This window comes from Paludibacterium yongneupense DSM 18731 (genome assembly GCF_000422925.1).
Classification (GTDB): Bacteria; Pseudomonadota; Gammaproteobacteria; order Burkholderiales; family Chromobacteriaceae; genus Paludibacterium; species Paludibacterium yongneupense.
This window is the reverse complement of the sequence record NZ_KE383957.1, coordinates 141,787-166,270: the sequence shown is the minus strand read 5'-3', so window position 1 is coordinate 166,270 and position 24,484 is coordinate 141,787. Positions and strand designations below refer to the sequence as shown.

Annotated in this window: 21 protein-coding genes; 20 read left to right on the top strand and 1 reads right to left on the bottom strand. The window is 62.8% G+C overall.

Going from position 1 to position 24,484, the window contains the following annotated elements; genetic code table 11:
* The first annotated feature begins 1 nt into the window (after nt 1).
* The 16 genes from hypF to G520_RS23045 all read left to right on the top strand — a co-directional run bounded on the left by hypF (nt 2) and on the right by G520_RS23045 (nt 17,046).
* Nucleotides 2-2,350, top strand: a complete 2,349-nt coding sequence (hypF, locus tag G520_RS0115210) for a carbamoyltransferase HypF (protein ID WP_028536394.1) — start codon at nt 2-4, stop codon at nt 2,348-2,350.
* Nucleotides 2,341-2,583 carry a HypC/HybG/HupF family hydrogenase formation chaperone gene (locus G520_RS0115205; protein WP_028536393.1) on the top strand — a complete coding sequence of 81 codons (243 nt, stop codon included), beginning with the start codon at nt 2,341-2,343 and terminating at the stop codon, nt 2,581-2,583. The genes hypF and G520_RS0115205 overlap by 10 nt, the downstream gene beginning before the upstream one ends.
* Nucleotides 2,580-3,719 carry a hydrogenase formation protein HypD gene (hypD, locus tag G520_RS0115200; protein WP_028536392.1) on the top strand — a complete coding sequence of 380 codons (1,140 nt, stop codon included), beginning with the start codon at nt 2,580-2,582 and terminating at the stop codon, nt 3,717-3,719. Before G520_RS0115205 ends, hypD begins: the two co-directional genes overlap by 4 nt.
* A complete protein-coding gene (gene hypE, locus G520_RS0115195; RefSeq protein WP_028536391.1) occupies nt 3,716-4,765 on the top strand; it encodes a hydrogenase expression/formation protein HypE in 1,050 nt (349 codons plus the stop codon). Before hypD ends, hypE begins: the two co-directional genes overlap by 4 nt.
* Before the next feature lie 274 nt (nt 4,766-5,039).
* The gene (locus G520_RS25715) at nt 5,040-5,582 is read left to right on the top strand and encodes a 4Fe-4S dicluster domain-containing protein (RefSeq protein WP_281424742.1); all 543 of its coding nucleotides are present in this window, start codon (nt 5,040-5,042) and stop codon (nt 5,580-5,582) included.
* Entirely contained in the window at nt 5,579-7,594 is a 2,016-nt protein-coding gene (gene hyfB, locus G520_RS0115185; RefSeq protein WP_036666383.1) for a hydrogenase 4 subunit B, read from the top strand. The genes G520_RS25715 and hyfB overlap by 4 nt, the downstream gene beginning before the upstream one ends.
* An 11-nt stretch (nt 7,595-7,605) precedes the next feature.
* Nucleotides 7,606-8,538, top strand: coding sequence for a respiratory chain complex I subunit 1 family protein (locus G520_RS0115180; protein WP_281424741.1), 933 nt, complete (start codon nt 7,606-7,608; stop codon nt 8,536-8,538).
* Between the two features lie 13 nt (nt 8,539-8,551).
* The gene (locus G520_RS0115175; RefSeq protein ID WP_028536388.1) at nt 8,552-9,991 is read left to right on the top strand and encodes a hydrogenase 4 subunit D; all 1,440 of its coding nucleotides are present in this window, start codon (nt 8,552-8,554) and stop codon (nt 9,989-9,991) included.
* Between the two features lie 11 nt (nt 9,992-10,002).
* A complete protein-coding gene (hyfE, locus tag G520_RS0115170; RefSeq protein WP_028536387.1) occupies nt 10,003-10,653 on the top strand; it encodes a hydrogenase 4 membrane subunit in 651 nt (216 codons plus the stop codon).
* A gap of 12 nt (nt 10,654-10,665) precedes the next feature.
* Complete coding sequence (locus tag G520_RS0115165) at nt 10,666-12,240, top strand: hydrogenase 4 subunit F (RefSeq protein WP_211222843.1); 1,575 nt, start codon at nt 10,666-10,668, stop codon at nt 12,238-12,240.
* 29 nt (nt 12,241-12,269) lie between these two features.
* Complete coding sequence (locus G520_RS0115160; RefSeq protein WP_028536385.1) at nt 12,270-13,985, top strand: hydrogenase large subunit; 1,716 nt, start codon at nt 12,270-12,272, stop codon at nt 13,983-13,985.
* A 12-nt stretch (nt 13,986-13,997) separates the two neighbouring features.
* Nucleotides 13,998-14,552 carry a hydrogenase 4 subunit H gene (gene hyfH / locus G520_RS0115155; RefSeq protein WP_028536384.1) on the top strand — a complete coding sequence of 185 codons (555 nt, stop codon included), beginning with the start codon at nt 13,998-14,000 and terminating at the stop codon, nt 14,550-14,552.
* Nucleotides 14,549-15,346 carry an NADH-quinone oxidoreductase subunit B family protein gene (locus G520_RS0115150; protein WP_036666382.1) on the top strand — a complete coding sequence of 266 codons (798 nt, stop codon included), beginning with the start codon at nt 14,549-14,551 and terminating at the stop codon, nt 15,344-15,346. The genes hyfH and G520_RS0115150 overlap by 4 nt, the downstream gene beginning before the upstream one ends.
* Nucleotides 15,343-15,747: a formate hydrogenlyase maturation HycH family protein gene (locus tag G520_RS0115145; RefSeq protein WP_028536382.1), complete on the top strand. Its 405-nt coding sequence runs from the start codon at nt 15,343-15,345 to the stop codon at nt 15,745-15,747. Before G520_RS0115150 ends, G520_RS0115145 begins: the two co-directional genes overlap by 4 nt.
* Complete coding sequence (hycI, locus tag G520_RS0115140) at nt 15,747-16,205, top strand: hydrogenase maturation peptidase HycI (protein WP_028536381.1); 459 nt, start codon at nt 15,747-15,749, stop codon at nt 16,203-16,205. The genes G520_RS0115145 and hycI overlap by 1 nt, the downstream gene beginning before the upstream one ends.
* Before the next feature lie 76 nt (nt 16,206-16,281).
* Nucleotides 16,282-17,046, top strand: a complete 765-nt coding sequence (locus tag G520_RS23045; RefSeq protein ID WP_051229440.1) for a formate/nitrite transporter family protein — start codon at nt 16,282-16,284, stop codon at nt 17,044-17,046.
* A gap of 113 nt (nt 17,047-17,159) precedes the next feature.
* Here G520_RS23045 and G520_RS25245 read toward each other — a convergent pair whose 3' ends face one another.
* Nucleotides 17,160-17,390, bottom strand: coding sequence for a hypothetical protein (locus tag G520_RS25245; protein WP_028536380.1), 231 nt, complete (start codon nt 17,388-17,390; stop codon nt 17,160-17,162).
* Here G520_RS25245 and G520_RS24095 point away from each other — a divergent pair.
* The 4 genes from G520_RS24095 to G520_RS0115110 all read left to right on the top strand — a co-directional run bounded on the left by G520_RS24095 (nt 17,389) and on the right by G520_RS0115110 (nt 24,368).
* Nucleotides 17,389-18,168, top strand: a complete 780-nt coding sequence (locus G520_RS24095) for an NlpC/P60 family protein (protein WP_028536379.1) — start codon at nt 17,389-17,391, stop codon at nt 18,166-18,168. The genes G520_RS25245 and G520_RS24095 overlap by 2 nt on opposite strands.
* A gap of 171 nt (nt 18,169-18,339) precedes the next feature.
* Nucleotides 18,340-19,176, top strand: a complete 837-nt coding sequence (locus G520_RS25070; protein WP_156876980.1) for a C40 family peptidase — start codon at nt 18,340-18,342, stop codon at nt 19,174-19,176.
* A gap of 61 nt (nt 19,177-19,237) precedes the next feature.
* Complete coding sequence (locus G520_RS25065) at nt 19,238-20,389, top strand: hypothetical protein (RefSeq protein ID WP_156876979.1); 1,152 nt, start codon at nt 19,238-19,240, stop codon at nt 20,387-20,389.
* Between the two features lie 88 nt (nt 20,390-20,477).
* On the top strand, nt 20,478-24,368 hold the full coding sequence (locus tag G520_RS0115110) for a DUF6443 domain-containing protein (RefSeq protein WP_028536376.1): 3,891 nt from the start codon (nt 20,478-20,480) through the stop codon (nt 24,366-24,368).
* Nucleotides 24,369-24,484 lie beyond the last annotated feature (116 nt).

The window sequence follows — 24,484 nt, the reverse complement described above, 5'->3', positions numbered from 1 at the left end:
CATGAACGCCCCCAGCGGCATTCTGCGCCGGCGCCTGACGGCGAGAGGCCTGGTGCAGGGCGTCGGCTTCCGTCCGTTCGTCTACCGGCTCGCGCATGCGTTGGCCCTGGACGGCTGGGTCCGCAACGATGACAACGGCGTCACCATCGAGGTCCAGGGCGACGCCGCCGCGCTCGCCGACTTCGAACGGCGCTTGCAGACGGACGCCCCGCCGCTGGCCCGCGTCGACGCGGTCACGGCCGAACCGGTCGCCGCCGCCGCAGGCAAGGGCTTCGTCATCGCCGCGACGGGGGCCGCGGGCGGCAGAACCGACGCCGCGATCGGCCCCGACAGCGCGACCTGCCCCGCCTGCCTGGCCGAGCTGTTCGACCCCGCCAACCGGCGCCATCGCTACGCTTTCATCAATTGCACCGACTGCGGGCCTCGCTACACCATCGCACGTGCGCTGCCCTACGATCGCGCGGCCACCAGCATGGCGCCCTTCGCGCAGTGCCCGCCCTGTCTCGCCGAGTACCGCGAGCCCGCGCATCGTCGCTTTCACGCCGAACCGAACGCGTGCCCGGAATGCGGCCCGCAGCTGACGCTCTACGACGCGGCCGGCGAGCCGGTCGCCGGCGATGCGCTCGCCGGAACTCTCGCGCGGCTGCGACGCGGCGACATCGTCGCCATCAAGGGCCTCGGCGGCTTTCATCTGGTCTGCGACGCGGGCAACCCGTCCGCGGTGGCCCGCCTGCGCCTGCGCAAGGGACGCGAGGAAAAACCGCTTGCCATCATGCTGGCGGCGCCGGCGTCGGTGAGCGCCTATGCTCGCGCCGACGCCGGCGCGCTCGCAGCGCTCGCGCGCAGCGAACGGCCTATCCTGCTGCTGCCCAAACGCGCCGACACCGATGCCCTGCTTCCCGGCGTCGCGCCGGGACTGTCCTGGCTGGGCGTGATGCTGCCCTACACCCCGCTGCACTATCTGCTGTTCCACGAAGCGGCCGGACGTCCGGCCGGAACCGGCTGGCTCGCGCAGGCCCAGCCCTTGGCGCTGGTCATGACCAGCGCCAACCCCGGCGGCGAACCGCTGGTCATCGACAATGACGAAGCCTTCACGCGCCTGGCCGGACTGGCCGATGCCTGGCTCATGCACGACCGCGCCATCGTCACCCGCTGCGACGATTCGGTCGCGCGCCTGCACGGCACGCAGCTGCGGTTCATCCGCCGGGCGCGCGGCTACACCCCGCGTCCGGTCGCGCTCGGGCGCGACGGCCCGCCGGTGCTCGCGCTCGGCGCCGCGCTGAAAACGACGCTCTGCCTGACTCGGCACGACCAGGCCTTTCTGTCGCAGCATATCGGCGACCTCGACCGCGTCGCCAATTGCCTGGCACTGGAAGCCGCAACCGCGCATCTGTGCTCGATATTGCGCGTGACACCGGCGGCGGTCGCCCACGACGCCAACCCCGACTTCTTCAGCACCCGCCTCGCACGACGTCTCGCGCAGCAATGGGGCGTCCCCGCGCTGGCCGTGCAGCATCATCACGCGCATATCGGCGCCGTGCTGGCCGAGCATCCCGCCACCACCGGACCGGTACTCGGTCTCGCGCTGGATGGCGTCGGGCTCGGCAGCGACGGGCGCGCCTGGGGCGGCGAATTGCTGCGCGTCGATGGGGCCGACTGGTGTCGTCTCGGCCATTTGAGCGAGCTGGCGCTGCCCGGCGGCGACCGCGCCGCGCGCGAGCCCTGGCGCATGGCCGCCGCCGCGCTGTTCCTGCTCGGACGCGGCAACGAGATCGGCTTCCGTTTCGCCGACGAGCCCGGTGCGCCACTGCTCGCGCGCATGCTGGCCAAGGGCACGCAATCGCCGCCGACGTCGAGCATGGGACGCTGGTTCGACGCGGCGGCGGGCCTGCTCGGCGTGAGCCGGCGCTGCGCCTACGAAGGCCAGGCGGCGATGCGGCTGGAAGGTCTGCTCGCGCCGGGAGAGCCGCTGCCGCCGGTCGCGTCCGCCGACTACCGTCTCGCGGCCAGCGCAGGCGGACTGCTGCTCGATCTCGCCCCACTGGCCGCGCGCCTGGCCGACGAAACCGATCCGGTGCAGGGTGCCGCCGTTTTTCACGCCACGCTGATCGAAGCGCTGGCGGAGTGGGTCGCGCACGCGGCCCGCGAGCAACAGCTCGATACCGTCGCCTGTGGCGGCGGCTGTTTTCTCAATGCCGTCCTCGCCGACGGGCTCGAACGCGCTTTTGCCGCGCGCGGCCTGAAAGTGCTGATGGCCGCCGCGGTTCCGCCCGGCGATGGGGGCCTGTCGCTCGGACAGGCCTGGGTCGCCCGGGCGCGGCTTCAATCTGGAGAATCACCATGTGTTTAGCGATCCCGGCACGCGTCACCGCCCTGTGCGGCGACAATCAGGCCCGTATCGAACTGGGCGGCGTACAGAAGGAGGTGTCGATCGCCCTTCTGGATCAGGTCGCGGTCGGCGACTACGTCATCGTGCATGTCGGCTTCGCCATCGGCAAACTCGACGAGGCGGAAGCCCTGCGCACCCTGGCACTGATCAATGAGATGGGCGCCCCGGACACGGCCATGGACTTGAGCGCATGAAATACATCGACGAATTCCGCGACGGCGATCTCGCGCGCGGACTGGCCGCCACCATCGCACGCGAGGTCGATCCCGCGCGCCGCTATCGGCTGATGGAGTTTTGCGGTGGACATACTCACGCGATTTCGCGCTACGGACTGAATGACCTACTGCCCGCGGCGATCGAACTGATCCACGGCCCCGGCTGTCCGGTCTGCGTATTGCCGATCGGTCGCATCGACAGCGCGATCGAACTCGCGAACCGGCCCGGGCTGATCCTCTGCAGCTATGGCGATACCCTGCGCGTACCGGCTTCCGGCCGCCTGTCGCTGATCAAGGCGCGCGCGCAGGGCGCCGACGTGCGCATGGTCTACTCCTGCGCCGAGGCGCTGACCATCGCGCAACAGGAACCCGAACGCGAGGTGGTGTTTTTCGCCATCGGCTTCGAGACGACCACGCCGCCGACCGCCGTCGTGATCAAGCAGGCGGCCGCGCTCGGTCTGAAGAACTTCAGCGTGTTCAGCAACCATGTCCTCACCCCGGCGGCCATGGCGCACATCATGGAATCGGCGGCATCGGTCTCGCTCGACGGCTTCATCGGGCCGGCCCACGTCAGCACCATCATCGGCAGCCGCCCCTACGAGGCTTTTGCCGAACGCTACCGGCGCCCGGTCGTGATCGCCGGCTTCGAGCCGCTGGACGTGATGCAGTCCATCCTGCTGCTGGTCCGCCAGATCAACCGCGGGCAGGCCCGGGTCGAGAACGAATTCACGCGCGCGGTCACTCCCGACGGCAACGTCAAGGCCCAGGCCTGCGTGGACGAGGTCTTCGAGCTGCGCGACCGTTTCGCGTGGCGCGGTCTGGGCGAAGTCGCGCATAGCGCGCTCGCCATCCGCGACGCCTACGCCGCCTACGATGCCGAACGCCGCTTCGACATTCCGATGCGGGTCGTCGCCGATGCCCGCGCCTGCGAATGCGGCGCGATCCTGCGCGGCGAAAAACATCCGGCGCAATGCAAGGCCTTCGGCACCGGCTGCACGCCCGAACACCCGATCGGCGCGTGCATGGTGTCCTCCGAGGGAGCCTGCGCCGCCCACTATACCTACGGACGCTTCCGCCAGCCGGCGGCCGCTCCGGCGACCGAAAGCAAATCATGAGCCGCCGCGAATTCACCCAGGCAATCGATTTCCGTCATGGCCGCGTCGACATGACGCACGGGGGCGGCGGGCGGGCCATGGCGCATTTGATCGAAGCCCTGTTCGTCAAGCATTTCGACAATGCGCTGCTGCGCGAACAGAACGACGGCGCCGCCTTCGCCCTGCCGCCAGGCACCGGGCGCATGGTGATGGCCACCGACAGCCACGTCGTCTCGCCGCTGTTCTTTCCCGGCGGCGATATCGGCTGCCTGTCGGTGCACGGCACGGTCAACGACGTGGCGATGGCCGGCGGCCAGCCCTTGTATCTGGCCGCCGCCTTCATCATAGAAGAAGGCTTTCCGCTGGCCGATCTGGAGCGCATCGTCGTCTCGATGGCACGCGCCGCGCGCGAAGCCGGCGTCCCCATCGTGACCGGCGACACCAAGGTCGTGGAACAGGGCAAGGGCGATGGCGTCTTCATTACCACCACCGGCATCGGTGTGGCCGCGCCAGGTATCGAGTTGTCGGGAGACCGCGCCCGCCCGGGCGACGCGATCCTGCTGTCCGGCAGCCTGGGCGACCACGGCGTCGCCATCATGTCGGCGCGGGAAAACCTCGCGCTCGACTCCGACCTTGTCTCCGACACCGCCGCCCTGCACCGCCTGACCGCAGCCATGCTGGAATGCGCACCCGGCCTGCGCTGCCTGCGCGATCCGACCCGCGGGGGGCTCGCCAGCGTGCTCAACGAATTCGCCGACCAGTCGGAGTGCGGCATGCATCTGCGCGAAGAAGCGATCCCGGTCAAGCCCCAAGTCGCCGCCGCCTGCGAAATCCTCGGCCTCGACCCGCTCTATGTCGCCAACGAAGGCAAGCTGGTGGCGATTTGTCCGCCCGAAGATGCCGAACGCCTGCTCGCCTGCATGCGCGCCCACCCGCAGGGACGCGACGCCGCCATCATCGGCGAAGTCACCGCCGACCCCAACCATTTCGTCCAGATGAGCACCCGCTTCGGCGGCGTACGCATGGTCGACTGGCTGACCGGCGAGCAACTGCCGCGCATCTGCTGACCCCTGGACGCTGTCGACGCCCGTGGCGTCGACAGCGTCGTCACTTATGTCGACAGCCGCCATTTCGACAGTGTCGACACCGCAATCCACACGCCAAAATACACGGTAACAATTTGTTTTTAATGAATTAAATACGCACAAGACCCTCGCAGTCCTTCTGGCATGAAAAATGCTCAAAGGGGGGCGGCCGGACGATTCGGCCAAACCAGGGGGGACGGTTATGAACCGCTTCGTCATTGCGGAGCCAAAACGTTGTATCGGATGCAATACCTGTATGGCGGCCTGCGCCATGGTGCACCGCGCGGCAGGATTACAGGATCATCCGCGCCTGACGGTCACCCGTCAGGCCCGTGGAACCGCGCCGATTCTGTGTCGCCAGTGCGAAGACGCGCCGTGCGCGAGAGTCTGTCCGGTCAACGCCATCAAACACGAGAACGACGCCATCGTTCTCAACGAAAATCAGTGCATCGGCTGCAAGCTGTGCGCGATCGTCTGTCCGTTCGGCGCCATCACGCCCGACGGCAGCAAGCCGGTCGCCAAAGCCATCTCGCATCTGCCGGCCGCCGCACCGGCGACCCAGAGCGCCGCGCTGAGCCCCTTGCTTGCCTGGACGCCCGGCGTACGCAGCGTGGCGGTCAAATGCGACTTGTGCGCATTCAGCGCGAACGGTCCCGAGTGCGTCCGCGTCTGCCCGACCCGGGCCATGTTCGTGGTCGACAATGCCTCGCTGGCCGATGGCGCCGCCGCCAAGCGCCGCGCCGCCGCTGCCGGAATCGGTCCGAACCTGCCGCCCCTCCTTCCCCCGGAGAAATCATGAACACTCTGCCACTTGTGCTGGTTTCGGTTCTGCTCTACGTGGCCGGAGCCTTTGCCTCGCTGCTGCTTGCCTCGAACGAACGGCTCGGTATCCGCTGTGCCGGGCTTGCCGGCAGCGCGGCCGCGCTGGCCGGACTCGCCGCATCCGCTCCGGCCCTGCTGAGCGGACAAACACTGGACTTCGCCAGCAGCGGGCCCTTCCCCTTCGCCCGCTTTGTGGTCCACTTCGACCTGCTCGCCGCGCTGATGGTATTCGTGATCTCGCTGCTCGCACTGGCCGCTTCGGTCTACTCGCTTTCCTATGTGCGCGAGTACGAGGGACGCGGAGCCTGGGCGATGGGCTTTTTCATGAATCTGTTCATCGCGTCCATGCTTGCCCTGGTCGTGGTCGACAATGCCTTCTACTTCCTCATCTTCTTCGAGATGATGTCGCTGGCCTCCTACTTCCTGGTGATTTCCGAGCAGAGCAATGAAGCGGTCAAGGCCGGCTTCCTCTACTTCCTGATCGCCCACGCCGGTTCGGTGCTGATCATGCTGGCCTTCTTCCTGCTCTACCAGCACAGCGGCAGTCTGGACTTCGCCAGCTTCCGCCATCTGCATCTGAGCACGCCGCTAGCCTCCGCCGTATTCTTGCTCGCCTTCTTCGGTTTCGGCGCCAAGGCCGGCATGGTCCCGCTGCACGGCTGGCTGCCGCGCGCCCACCCGGCCGCCCCCTCGCACGCTTCGGCGATGATGTCGGGCGTCATGGTCAAGATCGGCATCTTCGGCATCATCCGCGTCGGCGTCGACATCCTGGGCGCCACCACGACCTGGTGGGGGCTGCTGGTGTTGGCCATAGGCGGCATTTCGGCCGTGCTCGGCGTGCTCTATGCGCTGGCCGAGCACGATATCAAGCGTCTGCTCGCCTACCATAGCGTGGAAAACATCGGCATCATTCTGATGGGGGTCGGCGCCGGCATGGTCGGCATGGCCACGCATCAGCCGCTGCTGGCGGTGCTCGGCCTGCTCGCCGGTCTCTACCATCTGCTCAATCACGCCGTGTTCAAGGGGCTGTTATTCCTCGGAGCAGGCTCGGTCGTATTTCGTCTGCATACCAAGGACATGGAAAAGATGGGCGGGCTCGGTCGGCGCATGCCGCTGACCGCGCTGACCTTTCTGATCGGCGCGATGGCGATTTCGGCCCTGCCCCCGCTCAACGGCTTCGTCAGCGAATGGTTTACCTATCAGTCGCTGTTCACGATGAGCCTGCAGGGTTCCTTCCTGATCCGCCTGGCCGGCCCCATCGTCGTGGTCATGCTGGCCATCACCGGCGCGCTGGCCGTGATGTGCTTCGTCAAGGTGTATGGCGTCAGCTTCTCCGGCGCACCGCGCAGCCCGCATGCGGCCGAAGCCCGCGAAGTGCCGGCGCCGATGATCGCCGGCATGGCGCTGCTGGCCCTGGCCTGCATCGCACTCGGACTCGGCGCCGCCCTGGTCGCCCCTGTCATCGCTCATATCGCGTCGCAGCTGGCCGCCACCGGCGCCATCGACGTCGCCAGCCAGACACTCGTGTACCCGGGTTCCGCCACCCGGACCGCGCTCTCGACCCCCCTGGTCGCGATCCTGCTGGCCGGCGGCCTGCTGGTCACCGTCGTCCTCGGCGGACTGTACCGCGAGCAACGGCAGAAACGCCGCCACGGCGGCGATGCCTGGGCCTGCGGCTATGCCCACGATCCACGCATGGTGGTATCGGCCGGCAATTTCGCCAAACCGCTGCGCGAGATGTTTGCCCCGCTCTACCGGCTACGCCAGCAGGCCGACCCGTCGCCTGCGATGCGCCACTCGCTGTCCTGGCTGACGGGCGCAGCCAGTTGGATGGAACCGCGTTTCGACGACAACATCGTCGCGCCGATGCTGCGCGGCATCCACTGGCTGGGCAGACAGGTGCAACGTCTTCAGCATGGCGACTTCCGCATCTATTGCCTCTACATCGTCGCCGCACTGGTGATTCTTATCGTGTTGACGGCCGCCTGAGGAGACCTGCCATGCAAACCATGATATTTCTTGCGATCCTCCAGGCCCTGGTCCTGCTGGCCGTCGCCCCGCTGTTCTCCGGCCTGTCGCGGGTACTGCGCGCGAAGATGCACTCGCGCCGCGGCCCAGGCGTGCTGCAGGACTACCGCGACCTGGTCAAGCTGCTGAAAAGGCAGGATGTGGCGACAGCGGATTCGGGACCGATTTTCCGCGTCATGCCCTATGTGTTGTTCGGCAGCATGCTGGCCATCGCCACGGTATTGCCGCTGGTCACCACCCGTTCGCCACTGGGCGCCGCCGGCGATCTGATCACCGTCGTCTATCTGTTCGCCCTCTCCCGCTTCTTCTTCTCCCTGTCCGGCCTCGACACCGGCAGCACCTTCGGCGCGATAGGGGCGAGCCGGGAACTGACGCTGGGCGTGCTGGTTGAGCCGATCATGATGCTCGCGCTGTTCGTCGCCGCCCTGATCGAAGGCACGACCAACCTCGGCGGCATCGGACTGGGCATCGCCACCGGCCACTACGTGTCGCCGACCGCGATCGCGCTGGCCGGCGCCGCTTTCGGTTTCGCCGCCTTCATCGAAATGGGCAAGATGCCGTTCGATCTGGCCGAGGCCGAACAGGAACTGCAGGAAGGCCCGCTGACCGAGTACTCGGGTAGCGCGCTGGCCCTGCTCAAATGGGGGCTCGCTCTGAAGAAGCTGGTGGTGGCGCAGATGTTCCTCGGCGTCTTCATTCCCTTCGGTCAGGCCAGCGAGATGACGGCGGCCGCTCTGGCCTTCGCCGCCGCCGTCGCCGCAGTGAAACTGCTCGTCGTCTTTCTGTTGTCGGCCCTGGTCGAAAACAGCGTGGCCCGCGGCCGCTTCATGCTGACCCCAAAAGTGACCTGGATAGGCTTCGGTGTCGCATCGCTGGCCTTTGTTTTCTATCTCACCGGCCTCTGAGGAAACTAGCACCATGGAGAACATCGCTCTCGCGGCCATCCTGGTCCCCTTCGCCGGCGCCGCACTCACCCTGCTCGCCGGTCAGAAGGCCGCCAAGTGGCTCTGCCAACTGTTCGCAGCCATCGCCTCGATCTGCATGGCCGAGCTGGCCTACACCTATGCCGCGGCAGGCAAAGTCGCGCACACCTACCTCGTCGCCGCCGTCGGCGACACCACCCTGTTCGGCCTGACCGTCGATAGCGTGAGCGTGCTGATCGGCTTTGCCGTCGTCGTGCTCGGCTTTCTGGTCGCGGTTTACTCCTCCGCCTATATGAGCGAAGGCAACCGCGAGCACCCGCACGAAGGCACACCGCGCTACTACGCCTTCCTGCTCGTGTTCATCGGGGCCATGGCCGGTCTGGTGCTGTCATCGACGCTGGTCGGACAACTGCTGTTTTTCGAAATCACCGGCGGCTGTTCCTGGGCCCTGATCGGCTACTACCAGAAACCGAAATCGCTGGCGTCCGCCCTCAAGGCCTTGCTGGTCACCCATGTCGGCGCCATCGGCCTCTACTTCGCCGCCGCCCTGCTGTTCGCGCACACCGGCAGCTTCGCGCTCTCCGGTCTGGCCGGTCTCGACGACAGCGCCAAGACGCTCATTTTCTTCGGCGTGCTGTTCGCCGCCTGGGGCAAGTCGGCGCAGTTGCCGCTGCATATCTGGCTGCCCGACGCCATGGAGGCACCGACCCCGGTCAGTGCCTACCTGCACGCGGCGTCCATGGTCAAGGTTGGCGTCTACATCTTCGCGCGCGCGATTCTGTCGGCCGGGCATGTGCCCGAAATCATAGGCGTGGTCGGTTCCATCATGGCGGTGGCCACGCTGATCTACGGCTTCATCCTCTACCTGCCGCAGAAGGATATGAAACGCCTGCTCGCGTATTCGACCATCACCCAGCTCGCTTACATCTTTTTCGCCCTGTCGCTGTCGATTTTCGGCTCCAATCTGGCGCTCAAGGGCGGCATCGCCCACATCTTCAACCACGCCTTCGCCAAGAGCCTGTTCTTCCTGGTCGCCGGCGCCATCAGCTACACCTGCGGCACGCGCTCGCTGCCGGCGCTGAAAGGCCTGCTCAAGCAATCGCCGCTGCTCGGCATCGGCTTCTGCGTCGCGGCACTCGCGGTGACCGGTGTTCCTCCGTTCAATGGCTTCTTCAGTAAATTCGCCATCTTCGCCGGCGGTTTCGAGGTCGCGCGCACGCACTGGATGCTGCTGCCGCTGGTGATCCTGGCCATGCTCGAATCGGTCGCCAGTTTCGCCTGGTTCTTGCACTGGTTCGGCGCCACGGTGCCGGGCGAGACGTCCGAGGTCGTGGCCGCGTCGTCCAAAGTGCCCTTGGCCATGCAATTCGTGCTCGTGGTTCTGGTGATCATGTCGCTGGGATCGAGCTTCATCGCCGCTTCTTGGCTCGGTTAAGGGAGACAGACATGACAGCCACTCTGATCGTCAACAACCTCGCCGGCCTGCTGTTCGTCACCTCGCTGCTGGTGATGGGCGTGAGCCGCCCCACGGCCTCGGCCGTGTTCTACAGCCTGCAGTCGCTGGTGCTGGTACTGATCTTCGTCACGCTGGCCGCCACCCTCGGCGCCGGCGAGCTGTATCTGTGGGCCGCCAGCGCCTTCGTCACCAAGGTGGTTCTGGTGCCGGTGATCATGTATCGCGCGCTCGGCAAGCTGCAGGACCCGGCCGCCTCCAGGCCGCTGATCGGTCCGACCGGGCTGTGCCTGGCCGCCGCCGTCATCGCGGTATTGTCCTATCTCGCGGTATCGACCGTGAAACTGGCGGTGGTGGCGGAACTGAAGCCGGCGCTCGCGGTTTCGCTCGGCCACTTCTTCCTCGGCCTGCTGTGCATCGTCTCGCAGCGCAACATCCTCAAGCAGATTTTCGGTTACTGCCTGATGGAAAACGGTGCGCACCTGACGCTCGCCCTGATGGCCAATCGGGCGCCGGAACTGGTCGAGATCGGCATCGCCACCGACGCGATTTTCGCCGTCGTCATCATGACGCTGGTCGCGCGCCAGATCTTCCGCACGCTGCAGACGCTCGATGTCAAACAACTCACGGCGCTGAAGGGCTGAAAAATGAGTCACATGGAATGGGTTTACGCATTGCTGCTCACGCCATTTGCCACTGCGCTCCTGGCCTTTTTCTCACGCGGTCTCGGAGCGGCGGCAAGACGCGCTGCAACACTCTTCCACCTGCTCGGCATCACGCTCATGCTGGTGCTGTCCCTGGGCACGGCGTTCGCCGTGCTCGCGGACGGCCCGATCAGCGCCGCCGGCGGCTGGTTCTACATCGACGGCCTGGCGGCGATCTTCCTGGCCCTGATCGGGGTGGTCGGCTTCCTTACCGGCCTGTACTCGATCGGCTATATGCGGCATGAGGTCGACAACGGCGAGATTTCGGTACCCACGCTGTGCACCTACTACGGGTTCTTCAACCTGTTCCTGTGCACCATGCTGCTGGCAGTCACCGCCAACAACATCATCATGATGTGGGTCGCCATCGAAGCCACCACCCTGGGCTCGACCTTCCTGGTCGGGATCTACGGCCAGCGCTCGTCGCTGGAAGCGGCCTGGAAATACGTGATCATCTGCACCGTCGGCGTCGCCTTCGGCCTGTTCGGCACGGTGCTCGTCTATTCCAACGCCACCAGCGTGCTGGCCGACCCCAGCGGGGCCGTGTTCTGGACCGTGCTGCTCGGTCATGCGGGCCAGCTCGATCCGGCGCTGATGCGCATCGCCTTCGTCTTCGTCCTGATCGGCTTCGGCACCAAGGCCGGCCTGTTTCCCATGCACGCCTGGCTGCCCGATGCCCACAGCGAAGCGCCGAGCCCCGTCAGCGCCCTGCTGTCGGCCGCCCTGCTCAACTGTGCGTTGCTGGTGATCATTCGCTACTACATCATCGTCAGCAAAACGCTCGGACCGGCCTTCCCGCGCATGCTGCTGCTCGCCTTCGGCATCATGTCGATCGCGGTGGCCGCGCTGTTCATCATCGTTCAACGCGACATGAAGCGCCTGCTCGCTTATTCCAGCGTGGAAAACATGGGGCTGATCGCGCTGTCCATCGGCCTCGGCGGTCCGCTGGGCGTGCTCGCTGCGCTGCTGCACGTGATCAACCACAGCCTGGCCAAGGCGCTGCTGTTCTGCGGCTCGGGCAATATCCTGCTCAAGTACGGTACCCGGGACATGGATGCGATCAAAGGCGTGGCCCGCGTCGCCCCGCTGACGGCGCTGTTGATGGGTGCCGGTGCGCTGGCGCTGGGCGGCATGCCGCCCTTCAATATCTTCATCAGCGAATTCATGGTCGTCACCGCCGGCATCCACAGCGGCCACCCGTGGCTGATGCTGGTCACGCTGCTGCTGCTGACGCTGGTACTGGCCGGTCTGGTGCGCATGGTCGCGCGCACCCTGCTCGGCCCGAGCCCGGACGCCGTCGCCCGCGGCGAGCTCGGCGTGCTGACCCTGCTGCCGATGGTGCTGTTGCTGGCGATGATGCTGACGCTCGGCGTATCCATGCCACGCCCGGTCGCCGCCGCGCTGGACAGCGCCGCCCGCATCGTACTCGACCAGGGAGACGCCCCGCTGGCAGCCGGCGCGGCCGCCCCCTGGATCAAAACCACCGCCAAACCCGTACCGACCGCGGCGCCTGCCGCCGGTCTGTAGCACCCGGCCCGAGAAGGAGAAGACACACAATGACGCTATCCACTGAAACCCGGATCGGCCGGCATTACGTCGAAGCACTGCGCGAGCGATTCCCGTCGACCGTGCTGGAGGAAGAATGGCAGACCGACGACCAGGTCACGGTCACGGTCAAGGTCAACGCCCTGCCCGAGGTCGTCGAATGGCTCTACTACCAGCAGGGCGGCTGGTTGTCGGTCCTGTTCGGCAACGACGAACGACAGTTGCACGGCAACTACGCGGTCTACTACGTGCTGTCGATGGAAGAAACGGTCAAGAGCTGGGTCGTCGTGCGCGCGCAAGTCGATGCCGGCACGCTCGAGTTTCCCTCGGTCACGCCGCGCGTGCCGGCCGCGGTCTGGGGCGAACGCGAAATTCGCGACATGTACGGCCTGATCCCGGTCGGCCTGCCCGACGAGAGAAGGCTGGTCCTGCCCGACGACTGGCCGGACGGCCTCTACCCCTTGCGCAAGGACGCGATGGACTATCGCGAGCGCCCGGCGCCGACCACGGCGGTCGAGACCTACCCCTTCGTCAACGATGCGAGGGGCGAGACACGCGATGTCGGCCTCGGCCCCTTGCACATCACCTCGGACGAACCCGGTCACTTCCGCCTGTTCGTCGATGGCGAAACCATCGTCGATGCCGATTATCGGCTGTTCTACGTGCATCGCGGCATGGAAAAGCTGGCAGAAACCCGCATGGGCTACGACGAAGTCACCTTCTTGTCGGACCGCGTGTGCGGCATTTGCGGTTTCACCCACAGCGTCGCCTATACCTCCTCGGTCGAGAACGCCCTCGGCATCAAGGCCCCGCCGCGCGCGCAGATGATTCGCAGCCTGTTTCTGGAAGTCGAACGCCTGCACAGCCATTTGCTGAATATCGGCCTTGCCAGCCACTTCGTCGGCTTCGACACCGGCTTCATGCAGTTTTTCCGCGTACGCGAAAAATCGATGACGCTGGCCGAATTGCTGACCGGCGCGCGCAAGACCTACGGCATGAACCTGATCGGCGGCGTGCGGCGCGACATTCTCAAGGATCAACGCATCGCGACGCTGAAAGTGGTACGCGAGTTGCGCACCGAAGTCGCACAGTTGGTCGAGATGCTGATCGAGACACCGAATCTCGCGCAACGCACGCAGGGCATCGGCATTCTCGATCGCAAAGTCGCGCGCGACTTCAGCCCGGTCGGCCCGCTGATCCGCGGCAGCGGCTTCAAGCGCGACATCCGCGCCGATCACCATTACGCCGGCTACGCCCAACTGCCCTTCGACGTCAAGGTGCTCGACGGCGGCGACGTGCAATCGCGGGTACTGGTGCGGGTCAAGGAGTTCTTCGACTCGCTCGACCTGATCGAGCGCGCGCTGGAACTCATGCCGGAAGGCCCTATCCTGCTCGAGGGCTTCGACTATACCCCGCACCGTTTCGCGCTCGGCTTCGCCGAAGCGCCGCGCGGCGAAGACATCCACTGGAGCATGACCGGCGACAATCAGAAGCTGTTCCGCTGGCGCTGCCGCGCCCCGACCTATGCCAACTGGCCGGCTCTGCGCTATATGCTGCGCGGCAATACCGTTTCCGATGCGCCGCTGATCGTGGCCAGCCTCGACCCCTGCTACTCGTGCACCGACCGGGTCACCCTCGTCGATGTCAAGAAAAGGAAGAGCAGCACGATCGCGTATACGGAGTTCGAGCGCTATGGTCGCGAACGCAAGCATTCGCCGCTGAAATAGGGGAGACGCCAGATGTTCAAGCTGCTAAAAACCGTAATCAAGACCGGAGAGGCGACGGTCCGCTACCCGTTCGCCCCCCTGCCCGTCAGCCCCGGCTTCCGCGGCAAGCCCGAGTACGACCCGACGCAATGCATCGCTTGCGGCGCGTGCACCATCGCCTGTCCGGCCAATGCGCTGTCGATGGCGACCGACGTGGAGCAGGGCACGCGCACCTGGGAGCTGTTTCTCGGGCGCTGCATTTTCTGCGCGCGCTGCGAAGAAGTGTGCCCGACGCGCGCGATCGCCCTGTCGCCCGAATTCGAACTCGCGGTCGGCAACAAGGCGGACTTGTACCAGCGCGCGACCTTCACGCTGACCGCCTGCCGCTCGTGCCAGCGTCCGTTCGCGCCGAGCAAGGAAATCGACTATGCGATGGCCTTGCTCGTGCATTCCGGACTCGAAGCCGATGCGGTCGCCGAACAACGTGCGCACTTTGAAACCTGTCCGGAATGCAAACGCCATCAGAGCATTCCCGATTCCGACAAACTGACGCTCGGCCAGACCACGACGAAAGGAGGCGCGCTATGAACGGCATCGACAGAGGCAGCTTCCTGCCCGCGGGCGGCGCACCGACCCCGATTTCCGAATCGGAGCAGACGCGACAACTGAAATCGACCCTGCTCAAGGACATCCAGCGTTCCGCCTATGTCTACCGGGTCGATTGCGGCGGCTGCAATGGCTGCGAGATCGAGATCTTCGCCGCCATCACGCCGATCTTCGACGCCGAGCGCTTCGGCATCAAGGTCGTGGCCTCGCCGCGTCACGCCGATATCCTGTTGTTTACCGGCGCGGTCACCCGCGCGATGCTGACGCCCGCGCAACGCGCGTACGAAGCCGCGCCCAACCCCAAGATCTGTATCGCCTACGGCGCCTGCGGCTGCGGCGGCGGGATCTTTCACGATCTGTACTGCGTCTGGGGCGGCACCGACAAGGTGGTGCCGGTCGATGTCTACATTCCGGGGTGCCCGCCGACCCCGGCGGCGACCCTATACGGTTTCGCCGTCGCGCTGGGCCTGCTCGACCAGAAGCTGAAGGCCGGCCACCACCGGCAAGGCGATGCCGAGCGCGCGCTCGTCGCCCACCCCGGCCTGCCGCTCGACCTGTGCGTACGCATCGAACGCGAGGCGCGGCGCATGGTCGGCTACCGCGACGGACGCCGCATCGCCGACGATTTTCTGGAGATCCTGGCCGCGCCGGCCAATCAGCCGCTGGCCGATCGCGTCCATCGCTATTTGCAAACAGAAGACGACCCGCGCCTGGCCGAAGTCATCGCACGCCTGGTCGATGTCAGCGCACGCCCGGCAGGACAGGAGGCGCCATGACCCCGGACACGGTCGTGTTCTACTCCCTGAGCCGCAAGTTTCTCGAGACCGAAGAGGACATCCCGCCGCAGGCGCAGCAAGTGATGTATTACTCGCTGGCGATCGGTCACCACGTCGGAGTGATCGACTGCCTGAAGAGCGTGCTCGAATGCCCGCTCGACGGCTTCAAGCAATGGATCGCCCGGATCGCGCCGGGCGAAGCGCGCCGCAAGCTGGACGGCGTGCTCAAGTGGGGCGAGATCGCCATCGATGTTTCACATATCCGCTTGCTTGCGCCGGCGCTCGAACTCGCTCAGAGCGGGCTCGAAGGCGAGGCGCGCGACTGGAATGCACAGCTGTATGCGTTGCTGCGCGCAATCGAAGCCGAGCCGATGATGTATCTGCTGGTGAGGACACGCTGATGCCTGACAACGTCGTGTTCGCCGTCGGCAACAGCATGATGGGCGACGATGGCGCCGGGCCGCTGCTGGCCGAAATGATGCGCCGCGACCCGATAGCGGGTTGGGACGTGATCGACGGCGGCATGACGCCGGAAAACCATGTCCACCGGGTGGTGGCGCTGCAGCCGCGGCGGGTCTACCTGGTCGATGCCGCCGAGATGGAACTCGCCCCCGGCGAAATCCGCATCGTCGAAGAATCCAGCATCGCCGACATGCTGTTCATGACCACGCACAGCCTGCCCTTGAGCTTCGTGATCGAGCATTTGCAGGCTGAAGGCTGCGCGGTGACCTTCATCGGAATCCAGCCCGGCATCGTCGCGTTCTACTGCCCGATGCTGGCCCCGGTCAAAGACGCGGTGACACAGCTGTACGCACGCATGGCGAGCGGCGGCGATATGGACGAATTCGAAAGGATTTGAACGCTACAATCAATACGATGACGGGCCGTGGCGGCTCACAGGCTAGCCCCGCCCATACCTGAAGAGGAGCAAGGCGATGATAGAAAGTCCCGTGGTTGAAAAAGCCGCCGCCAGCGGCATCAAGAAATCGCGCACTCTGGAAGACGACCCGCTGCGCTACATCGTGCGCTCGGTTCTGGCGGGGATGTATCTGACGCTGGTCGGCTTCGTATTCTGGTCCCTGATGCACAACCTCGGGGGCAACCCGTTCGGTAAAGTCATCGCCTCGGCCTTCTTCGGCGTCGGCCTGTCCGTCATCATCTTCACCAACGCCGAACTGTTCACCAGCAACACCATGTATATGGTGGTCGCCGGCGAAACGGTAGGCATCGCGCGCACGCTCAAGCTGTGGTGCGTGTGCTGGATAGGCAATCTGATCGGAGCCCTGGCCGTGGCCGGCCTGCTCTACGCGGCCGGGGTGATCGCCGAGTTGCCGGCCAACCACGCGCTGTACGCGGGTGCGGCGCACAAGGCGCACCAGACGGCGGGCGTGATTTTCGTCAAGGGCATACTGGCCAACTGGGTCGTCTGCCTGGCGGTCTGGGTCGGCATGTGCGTGAAAGACGACGTCAGCAAGCTGCTATCCATCATCCTGGTCGTATTCATCTTTCTCTACCTGAGCTTCGAGCACTCGATCGCGAACATGGGGACGTTCTCCATCTCGCTATTGGGCCAGAGTCAAATCACGCTGGCCGATGCCGCCTTCAACCTGCTGTTCTCCACGCTCGGCAACATCGTCGGCGGTGGTCTGCTGATCGGCGGCGTCTACCGCTTTCTCAGCCCGCTGACCAGCAAGGAATAGCCCCGCACGGCATGGGGGCCGCCCTTTCGGCGCCCCCGTCTCCCCTCCCGCTTAGCCCATATCCCACATTTCTGCAACTGCCTTTTCGATCATCGCTTTAAACAAATAACGATTTATATTTTCAGCATGTCTTTCAGATAGATCACAGGCACGCAGTACGTCATGCGCAGAACGCTCGTCGAACTGCACACGGCGCCCGGGCTGGAATCAAGGAAGACAAAGCGCCACAGAGCAGGCCCCGCCCGAGGCGGACAGGCCGGCGCCACGACCGAACCGCCCGCCGGCGTGCCGGTCATGGCCATGTCAGTGGCAGGACCGGCACGCCAGAGCAGGGAGAAGCCCATGACCGCGCCAACGCTTTGCACCGACCGCCACGACACCGCCATCCCGGTCCGTCCGCGCCTTGTGCCCTATGTACGCTCGCGGCTCCCGCCCGCGATCCGGCAGCACATCGAAGCATCGCTGCCGAGCCTGTCCTGCGGGCTGCTGCATATCGCCGAGGATGGCACGACGAGTTTCCTTCCGGTCCGCAACGGCGCCGCCGACCCTATGGCCGACTGTCTGATCGCAGCGCACGAGTATGAACGCGCCAGGGCCACGGGAACCATCCTGTACGTGGTCGTCACCCGCCACGACGGCCAACCCTGCCCGACCGAGGCGGACAGGGAGGCCTGCGACCGCGACCTGGTCGCCCGCCTGATCATCTCGCTGCCATCGGAACAGGTTCACACCGTTGTACCTCGGGTCGACATCCCCTTGTTCGGCCGCCCCTATATCTCGGAAAAGTACGACTGCTACGGCTTCGTGCGCGACTACTACCGCATGGAGTGCGGCATCGAGATCCCCGACTACGAGCGCCATGAGTTCTGGTGGCGCAATGGCCAGAATCTGATCATGGACAATTTTCAACAAGCCGGCTTTCACGCGATCAGCGGGGAGCCGCGACGGCAGGACGTACTGATCATCGCGATCAACTCCGAAGTCGCCAACCACGTCGCCATCTATTGCGGCGACGGACTCTTCGCTCATCAACCCTCCAACAAACTCAGTCTGTGCGAACCGTACAGCGACGAGTGGAAACAAAAAACGCTGGCCGTCGTCAGACATGAAAAATTCAAATAACCAATAAAAATATAAGGCCAGAAATAACAGTCTACACCACGAAACACACACTTCGGAGGCAAGCCAAGTTTAATGAACCACAGCACAAAACGTGCAAGAAAGCGAAGCGACACCATCTTGAAACTCAGGCAAAATTTATCACTAATATTTTCTTAGCGCAGGAGAAAAATCATGGGATGCGACTGCTCAAACAGAAGTGAACAACAATCGTCATCGACTTTGGTAAAAGAAATTTCAAGCTCACACTCAAGTCGTTCTGGATTACCACCAATCATACAGGATTATATAGAAAATCAACTACCGAATATGTCATGTGGTTTTATTTTATTCCATGAATCGCAATACTGCAATGTGGCAGCCTCAAACATTGCGGCGTTTCCAGAGCATCAATGCGTAATCGACCCCGAAGAATATGAAAAAAAGCGCAGGGTGGCCACTATCCTTTACGCAGGAAAAACATTCCCTGAAAGCTCTCCACCTGATTTAATCGAAGAGCAGAAAATTTGCGACCGAGAGCTTGCCCCGACCATGATCATAACTATTCCAGGTATGCGTATTATTACTATCATCCCTACTCGTTTTCCCTATGTCGGACGCCCACCGATCCCTGGAGTATATGATGCCTATTCACTAGTCCGCGATATATATAGACAAGAACTCGGCATTACACTGCATGACTACCCACGCACTCCAGTAACAAAGGAAAATTCATTTCTGAAATACATGCACGCGGAAGGCTTCCAGGAAGTTTCAGGGCCGCCGCAACAATGGGACTGCATCCTGACCGGCGACGATCTAAATAATCCGACCCATATCGCCATTTACCATGATGCAGGGCACATTGTGACCGGTGACGATCCCAACCATCCATCCCGTATCGCCATGTATCTAGACAGGGGATGCGTCCTGCACCATCCGGCAGGACAACTCAGTTGCCAAACCCCCTACAGCGGGGATCTTCTACACAGGCCAAAACGTATCATCCGCCACCATCGATTCGCTCCTTAAGCCACGCCGTACCTCAACCAAGTGAACATACTGCCATGCAATGTTACACCAGGAGATGACCATGATAAACAGCCCTTCGACCAGTCCCAACCCGGACTTGAAAGATACCAATTCCGCCTTCGCTTGGCAGGATTTTGCAAAGGTTAAAACCCTGAATATATATTTCAATGGCAACTCAAGCGCCCTGTCTGGAACGATCTATGGCAACGGTCTCAATACCATTGGTATCACTGTGTCTTTCTGCCCCACGACAGAAAATGGCGGACCTTTGCCCAATTTACATGAACAGGACGTAGCAGATGCTGTCTTTCTATGTTTCGCACCAGCTGGAAATACAGTCCCAAAAAACTCGCACTCCGCTAATGTTACCGTATCGTACCAGAACGCTCCTGGTGATTATTACGGCGCACAGTCATACTCTGCATTTGGTAAATCAAATTTTGAAATTACTTCAGACCATTCAGAAGGCGCCACAGAACCAAGCAACGATTCCGCAAGATCAGGACTACCAACGTACTATGTCAACCTTTACGTCTATGCTAATTCACAGACACAGGCAGAATTAGCGGCCGGCATTAATATACCAGCACATACAAGCAATGGCGTAGCTCAGGCTGCTTCAACATACACCACAGCTGAAAATTCAGCCAACTACACAGGAAACCCCAGTTCTATTCAAATCATAGCTCAAGCCGCAAAATTGTACACAAAGGCCAACACTAGTTTTGACTCAGTACAATATTACTGCGGAAACCCTCATTGGGGTTGCTCTTCAGATTGTTTCTGGACTGGTAGTTATCAAAGAAACTACTACCTCAATATAAATGACGGTGTTGGAAAAATAAAGAGCGCAGAAAAAAGCAAATACCCTAATTACGAGACAGAGTTTTATGGGAAAAATGATGGAATGTGGGTATCACGTATATATGACCTCAGCTATTACTTCAACCCGAGCGGCGCAGTAAACCCGCCATACACTGTCTATGTAAATCTCAATATATCAAAATGCTCAGGCACATACTGCTATATGTATAACGTCGGCTCATACCCCGGACTTTGTTACTCGGTAATAGCAGGAAATGTTGAAGTCTCATCAAGCTGGTATGTCTGGGGAGGACCGGTCGAAGCGAGGTTCTACGATCAGTACGGAAACAGTGGGACCTTCGTTATCAAGCCAGATGGTGAGTACCTGGACTGGTACCCCAAGCAATGAAATCAAATTAGCCAGCGGCTTTTTATGTCTGACACCGTCTTTCCCCGTCTCGACGAGGAAAGACGGCCCTCGATAAAGGAATCGTACCATGAGTAACGGTTTTTTTTCCCAAGCCCCAAATTTCAATAGCGCGGTCCAAGGCGGTGTCGACCCTCGTACCGGGACGTACAATCTGAGTCTTCCGCTGGCACAACTGGTTGGCAACAATAAGCTGGGGCCGGAACTACCGATTACACTCAGTTATTCTCCTCTGGCAGGCGGCAACAGTTATGGACTCGGCAAGGGAGTCAGCTTGGGCCTTTCCTCCTACTCTTACCCAGACCGGTTTTTGACGCTCAGTACCGGCGAACAATACAAGACGACAGACAATGGACCGAGCTCGGGCAATCCCACCGTAAATCAGAAAAAACTCAACAATTTCACCTTCGCCCGCTACTCGGGCGGCGGCTATGTGATTACGTATAAAAACGGAAATATCGAGTACCTGAGCTCTTTCGGTAATGACCTGTTTCTGCCCACCAGGATCACAACCCCACTAGGATGGACACTAAACCTGAACTGGGCGGGGACCCCCGTACGCCTGATGTCGATCGCGGATGCAACCGATGTACTGTGCCAGTTGGTATATACCTATGATAGCTTCGTGACCCTGACGTTCTGGCCAGGTAAAACGGAAAGCTACAGCGTCCGGGTCGACCTCGCCAATGACTGCCTCAGTACGCTCACCGCCACCGTTGGCACGTCCAGCTACATCTGGCGCTTTTCCTACACATCGCCCGGCTTTCCTAACAACGCACCCGCTTTGAATTCAGTGGTCTCACCCACCGGCCTCGTCGAAAACATCGTGTACAGCAAAAATATACTGAAATTTCCAACTGGCGCACCGATATCCTATTTGCCAGCCGTGACATCGTATACGCAAATCCCCGCCGGGAATCAGCCACAGATATTGAGCACCTATTCCTATACAACCTCCAATTACCTAGGCAATGGTGCCGCCTTTACCAGTAACTGGAACAGTTACAGCGACAACCTCTATCAGGTTCTGGTCGACACCTATACCTATGGCTCCACGGAAACCCGCGTCTACAGCGAAAGTTCCGGCAACAACATGACGATAGAGCGGACTTATAACAGCCTGCACCTGCAAATCAGCGAAGCGGTGCACCAGGGCACCAGCAGCTGCCGCCAGCGCACCGACATCGAATACTACGTTACCCCCGGGCAAACTTTCGACTCTCAGGTGCCACAATTCCAGTTTCCCAAAAAACAAACGCTTACCTGGACCGACACCTCCAAACCGAAAGGCCAGCAGGACCGCTCCGAGATCACGCTGACCGCCTACGACGGCAATGGCAACCAAATCAGTCAGACCGACCCGGACGGCACCGTGACCAGTTGGACTTACTACAGCAGCAACGGCGAAACGTCGGGGGCCGGCGCGAACAAAATCACGCTCTGCCCGCCCGACCCCTATGGCTTCACCCGCTATGTAAAGACCGTCACCGTCACGCCGAAGTCGACGAGCCAGGGCGAACCCGTCCGCTCCAAGACCTATCGCTGGCAGCGAATCATCACTCCAGGCGGATTCGCAGTCGTCAAAAACTACCTCGATCTGTCCAGCGGCGGCAGCGTGATCGCGAATGAGCAGTGCACGTATACCACTACCACCGGCAGTAACTTCGGTCGCATGGCCAGCCTCACGCATACCTACTATAACCAGACGCAATCCTGGCAGACCAGCCTCGCCTTTTCCTTCTCGATCACGGGCGACAGCTTGACGCAAGGTCTCACCGTCACCGGCCACGACGCACTGACTGCCTCCGCCCAGCGACAGTTGTCGCGCTTTACCGGCAGGACGCTATCGAGCACCGACCCGCAGGGCAATGTCACCCAGTACACCTATGACGTTCTCGGGCGCACGCTGAGCCGCGTGCTCAACCCCGGCACGCAATACGCGAACACCACGAGCTGGAGCTATCGGGACAGCGATCATGCCATCATCACCACCGATGCCAACGGCAACAAAGCCACTGCCTACCAGGACGGACTCGGGCGCACGCTCAAGCAGACGATACAGCCCGCCGGCAGCAGCACCGAGTCCATCCTCGCCACGCAGACCTACGACAGCTTCGGACGGCCGCTGACCGCGACCTCGTACGACTACCTGCCGGGCAAAACCACGACCACACTCGCCTTGCAGGCGACGACCGTCTATGACAACTGGGGGCAGGCGCAAAGCGTCAGCTACAGCGACGGCCATGTCGAGTTGAGCGCCAGCGACCCGGTTGCGCAGACGACAAAAACCCAGTTGCAAGCCGCAGCGGGCACCGTCAACCCTCCCATCCAGGGCTGGCAAATCACGCACTTCAACATCCAGAAATTGCCGCTCACGGTCACCACCTACCACGCCGTCGGTACCGTGGCCAGCACCTCCAGCCAGAGCTATGACAGCCTCGGACGGCTGCTCACCGCAACCGACGAAATCGGCAACGTCACTGCCTATGCCTACGACACGCTCGGACGCGTAACGACGCAGACCCTGCCCGACGGCACGAGCGTCGCACGCGGCTACGCCTCGTCTTCGCTACGCGCGCTGGTCGCCAGCATCGCCGTCACGCCGCTCAATGCCAAAGCCATCCCTCTCGGCACGCAGACCTTCGACAGCTTCGGCCGCACCTTGACCACGGCAAGTGGCGGGCGGACCACGACCGCGAGCTACACCGGCGCGGGCCCGTTCCCCAATCAAGTCACCGCACCAAGCGGCACCCAGCAGAACTTCAGCTACATCCCGCAGCTCGACAACGCGATCCTGCAAGTGAGCGCCGGCGCCTTGCAGCAGGACTTCAGCTATAACGCGGTCACCGGCCTGATGGGCAGCGCCAGCGATAGCACGGTATCCAATGGCAGGATCAGCAGCAGCATAGGCGACAGCATGAGCTGGGACACGATGGGCATGCTGACCGGCGAGACCTTCACCCCGCTCAGCGGCAGCAGCAAAAGCGCGAGCCGCACCTGGTCGCCGGGCGGGCGGGCCCTGACCTACGCAGACGTGACCGGCAAAACGACGACCACGCTTTACGACAGCTATGGCTATCCGAGCGGCCTGAACGACCCCGAAGCGACGGTGACGCTGGCACGCGATGCCCTGGGACGCCCGATAACACAGACGACGACCAACATCGTCGACGGCAGCAAGCTCATCATCTCCATCGCCTGGAACGAGTTTAATCAGGAATCCACGCGCACGGTAAAAGACGGCAGCAACACCCCGCAACTATCCATCGTCAGCAGCTATCGGCCCAATGGGCAGCTCCACCACAAAACCACATCCAAGGGCTCGGCTACCCTGCGCGACGAAGAATTCACCTTCGACAATCGCAATCGCCTGGTCAAGTACGTCTGCACCGGCACGGAACGCCCGCAGGACCCTTACGGCAAGACTTTGCAAAGCCAAAGCTATACCTACGATGCGCTGAGCAATATCAAGACGCTGGTGACCGAGTTCGACAGCGGCACCGGCAAGGCGACCGATACGGCGACATTCAATTACAGCAACCCGTCCGACCCCTGCCAGTTGAGTTCGGTTTCGCACACGCACTCGGCCTACCCGAAATCGATCAACCTCGGCTATGACGCGAACGGACGCATGACCACGGACGAGACCGGCCGCACTCTCGCCTACGATGCGCTGGGTCGGCTCAGTACGAGCAGCGGCGGCAGCGTACCGACGGGGACCTACCGCTACGATGCTTTCGACGCCCTGGCCATGCAACAGGTCGGCAACGATAGCCACGAGCTGTACTACCGCGACGGCATCCAGGTCAACGAACTCGTCCCGGCACAGAATCGCAAGGTGCGGATGCTTAAAATCGGCAACCAGTCGGTGGGCATCAGCGACAGCAACCCTCCCGCCGCGAAAACCGCCGACGCGGCGAACGACGACACTCCGCAGCCGGAGCAAGGAGAACAAGCATGAGTTTTCAACTCACCGCCACCGACGCCAAGAACAGCGTATTGCTGACCCTGAGCGGCGGCACCGCCCGCCGCGCCGGTTTCACCCCCTGGGGCGGCGGCGGACCCTCCGCCCTCGCC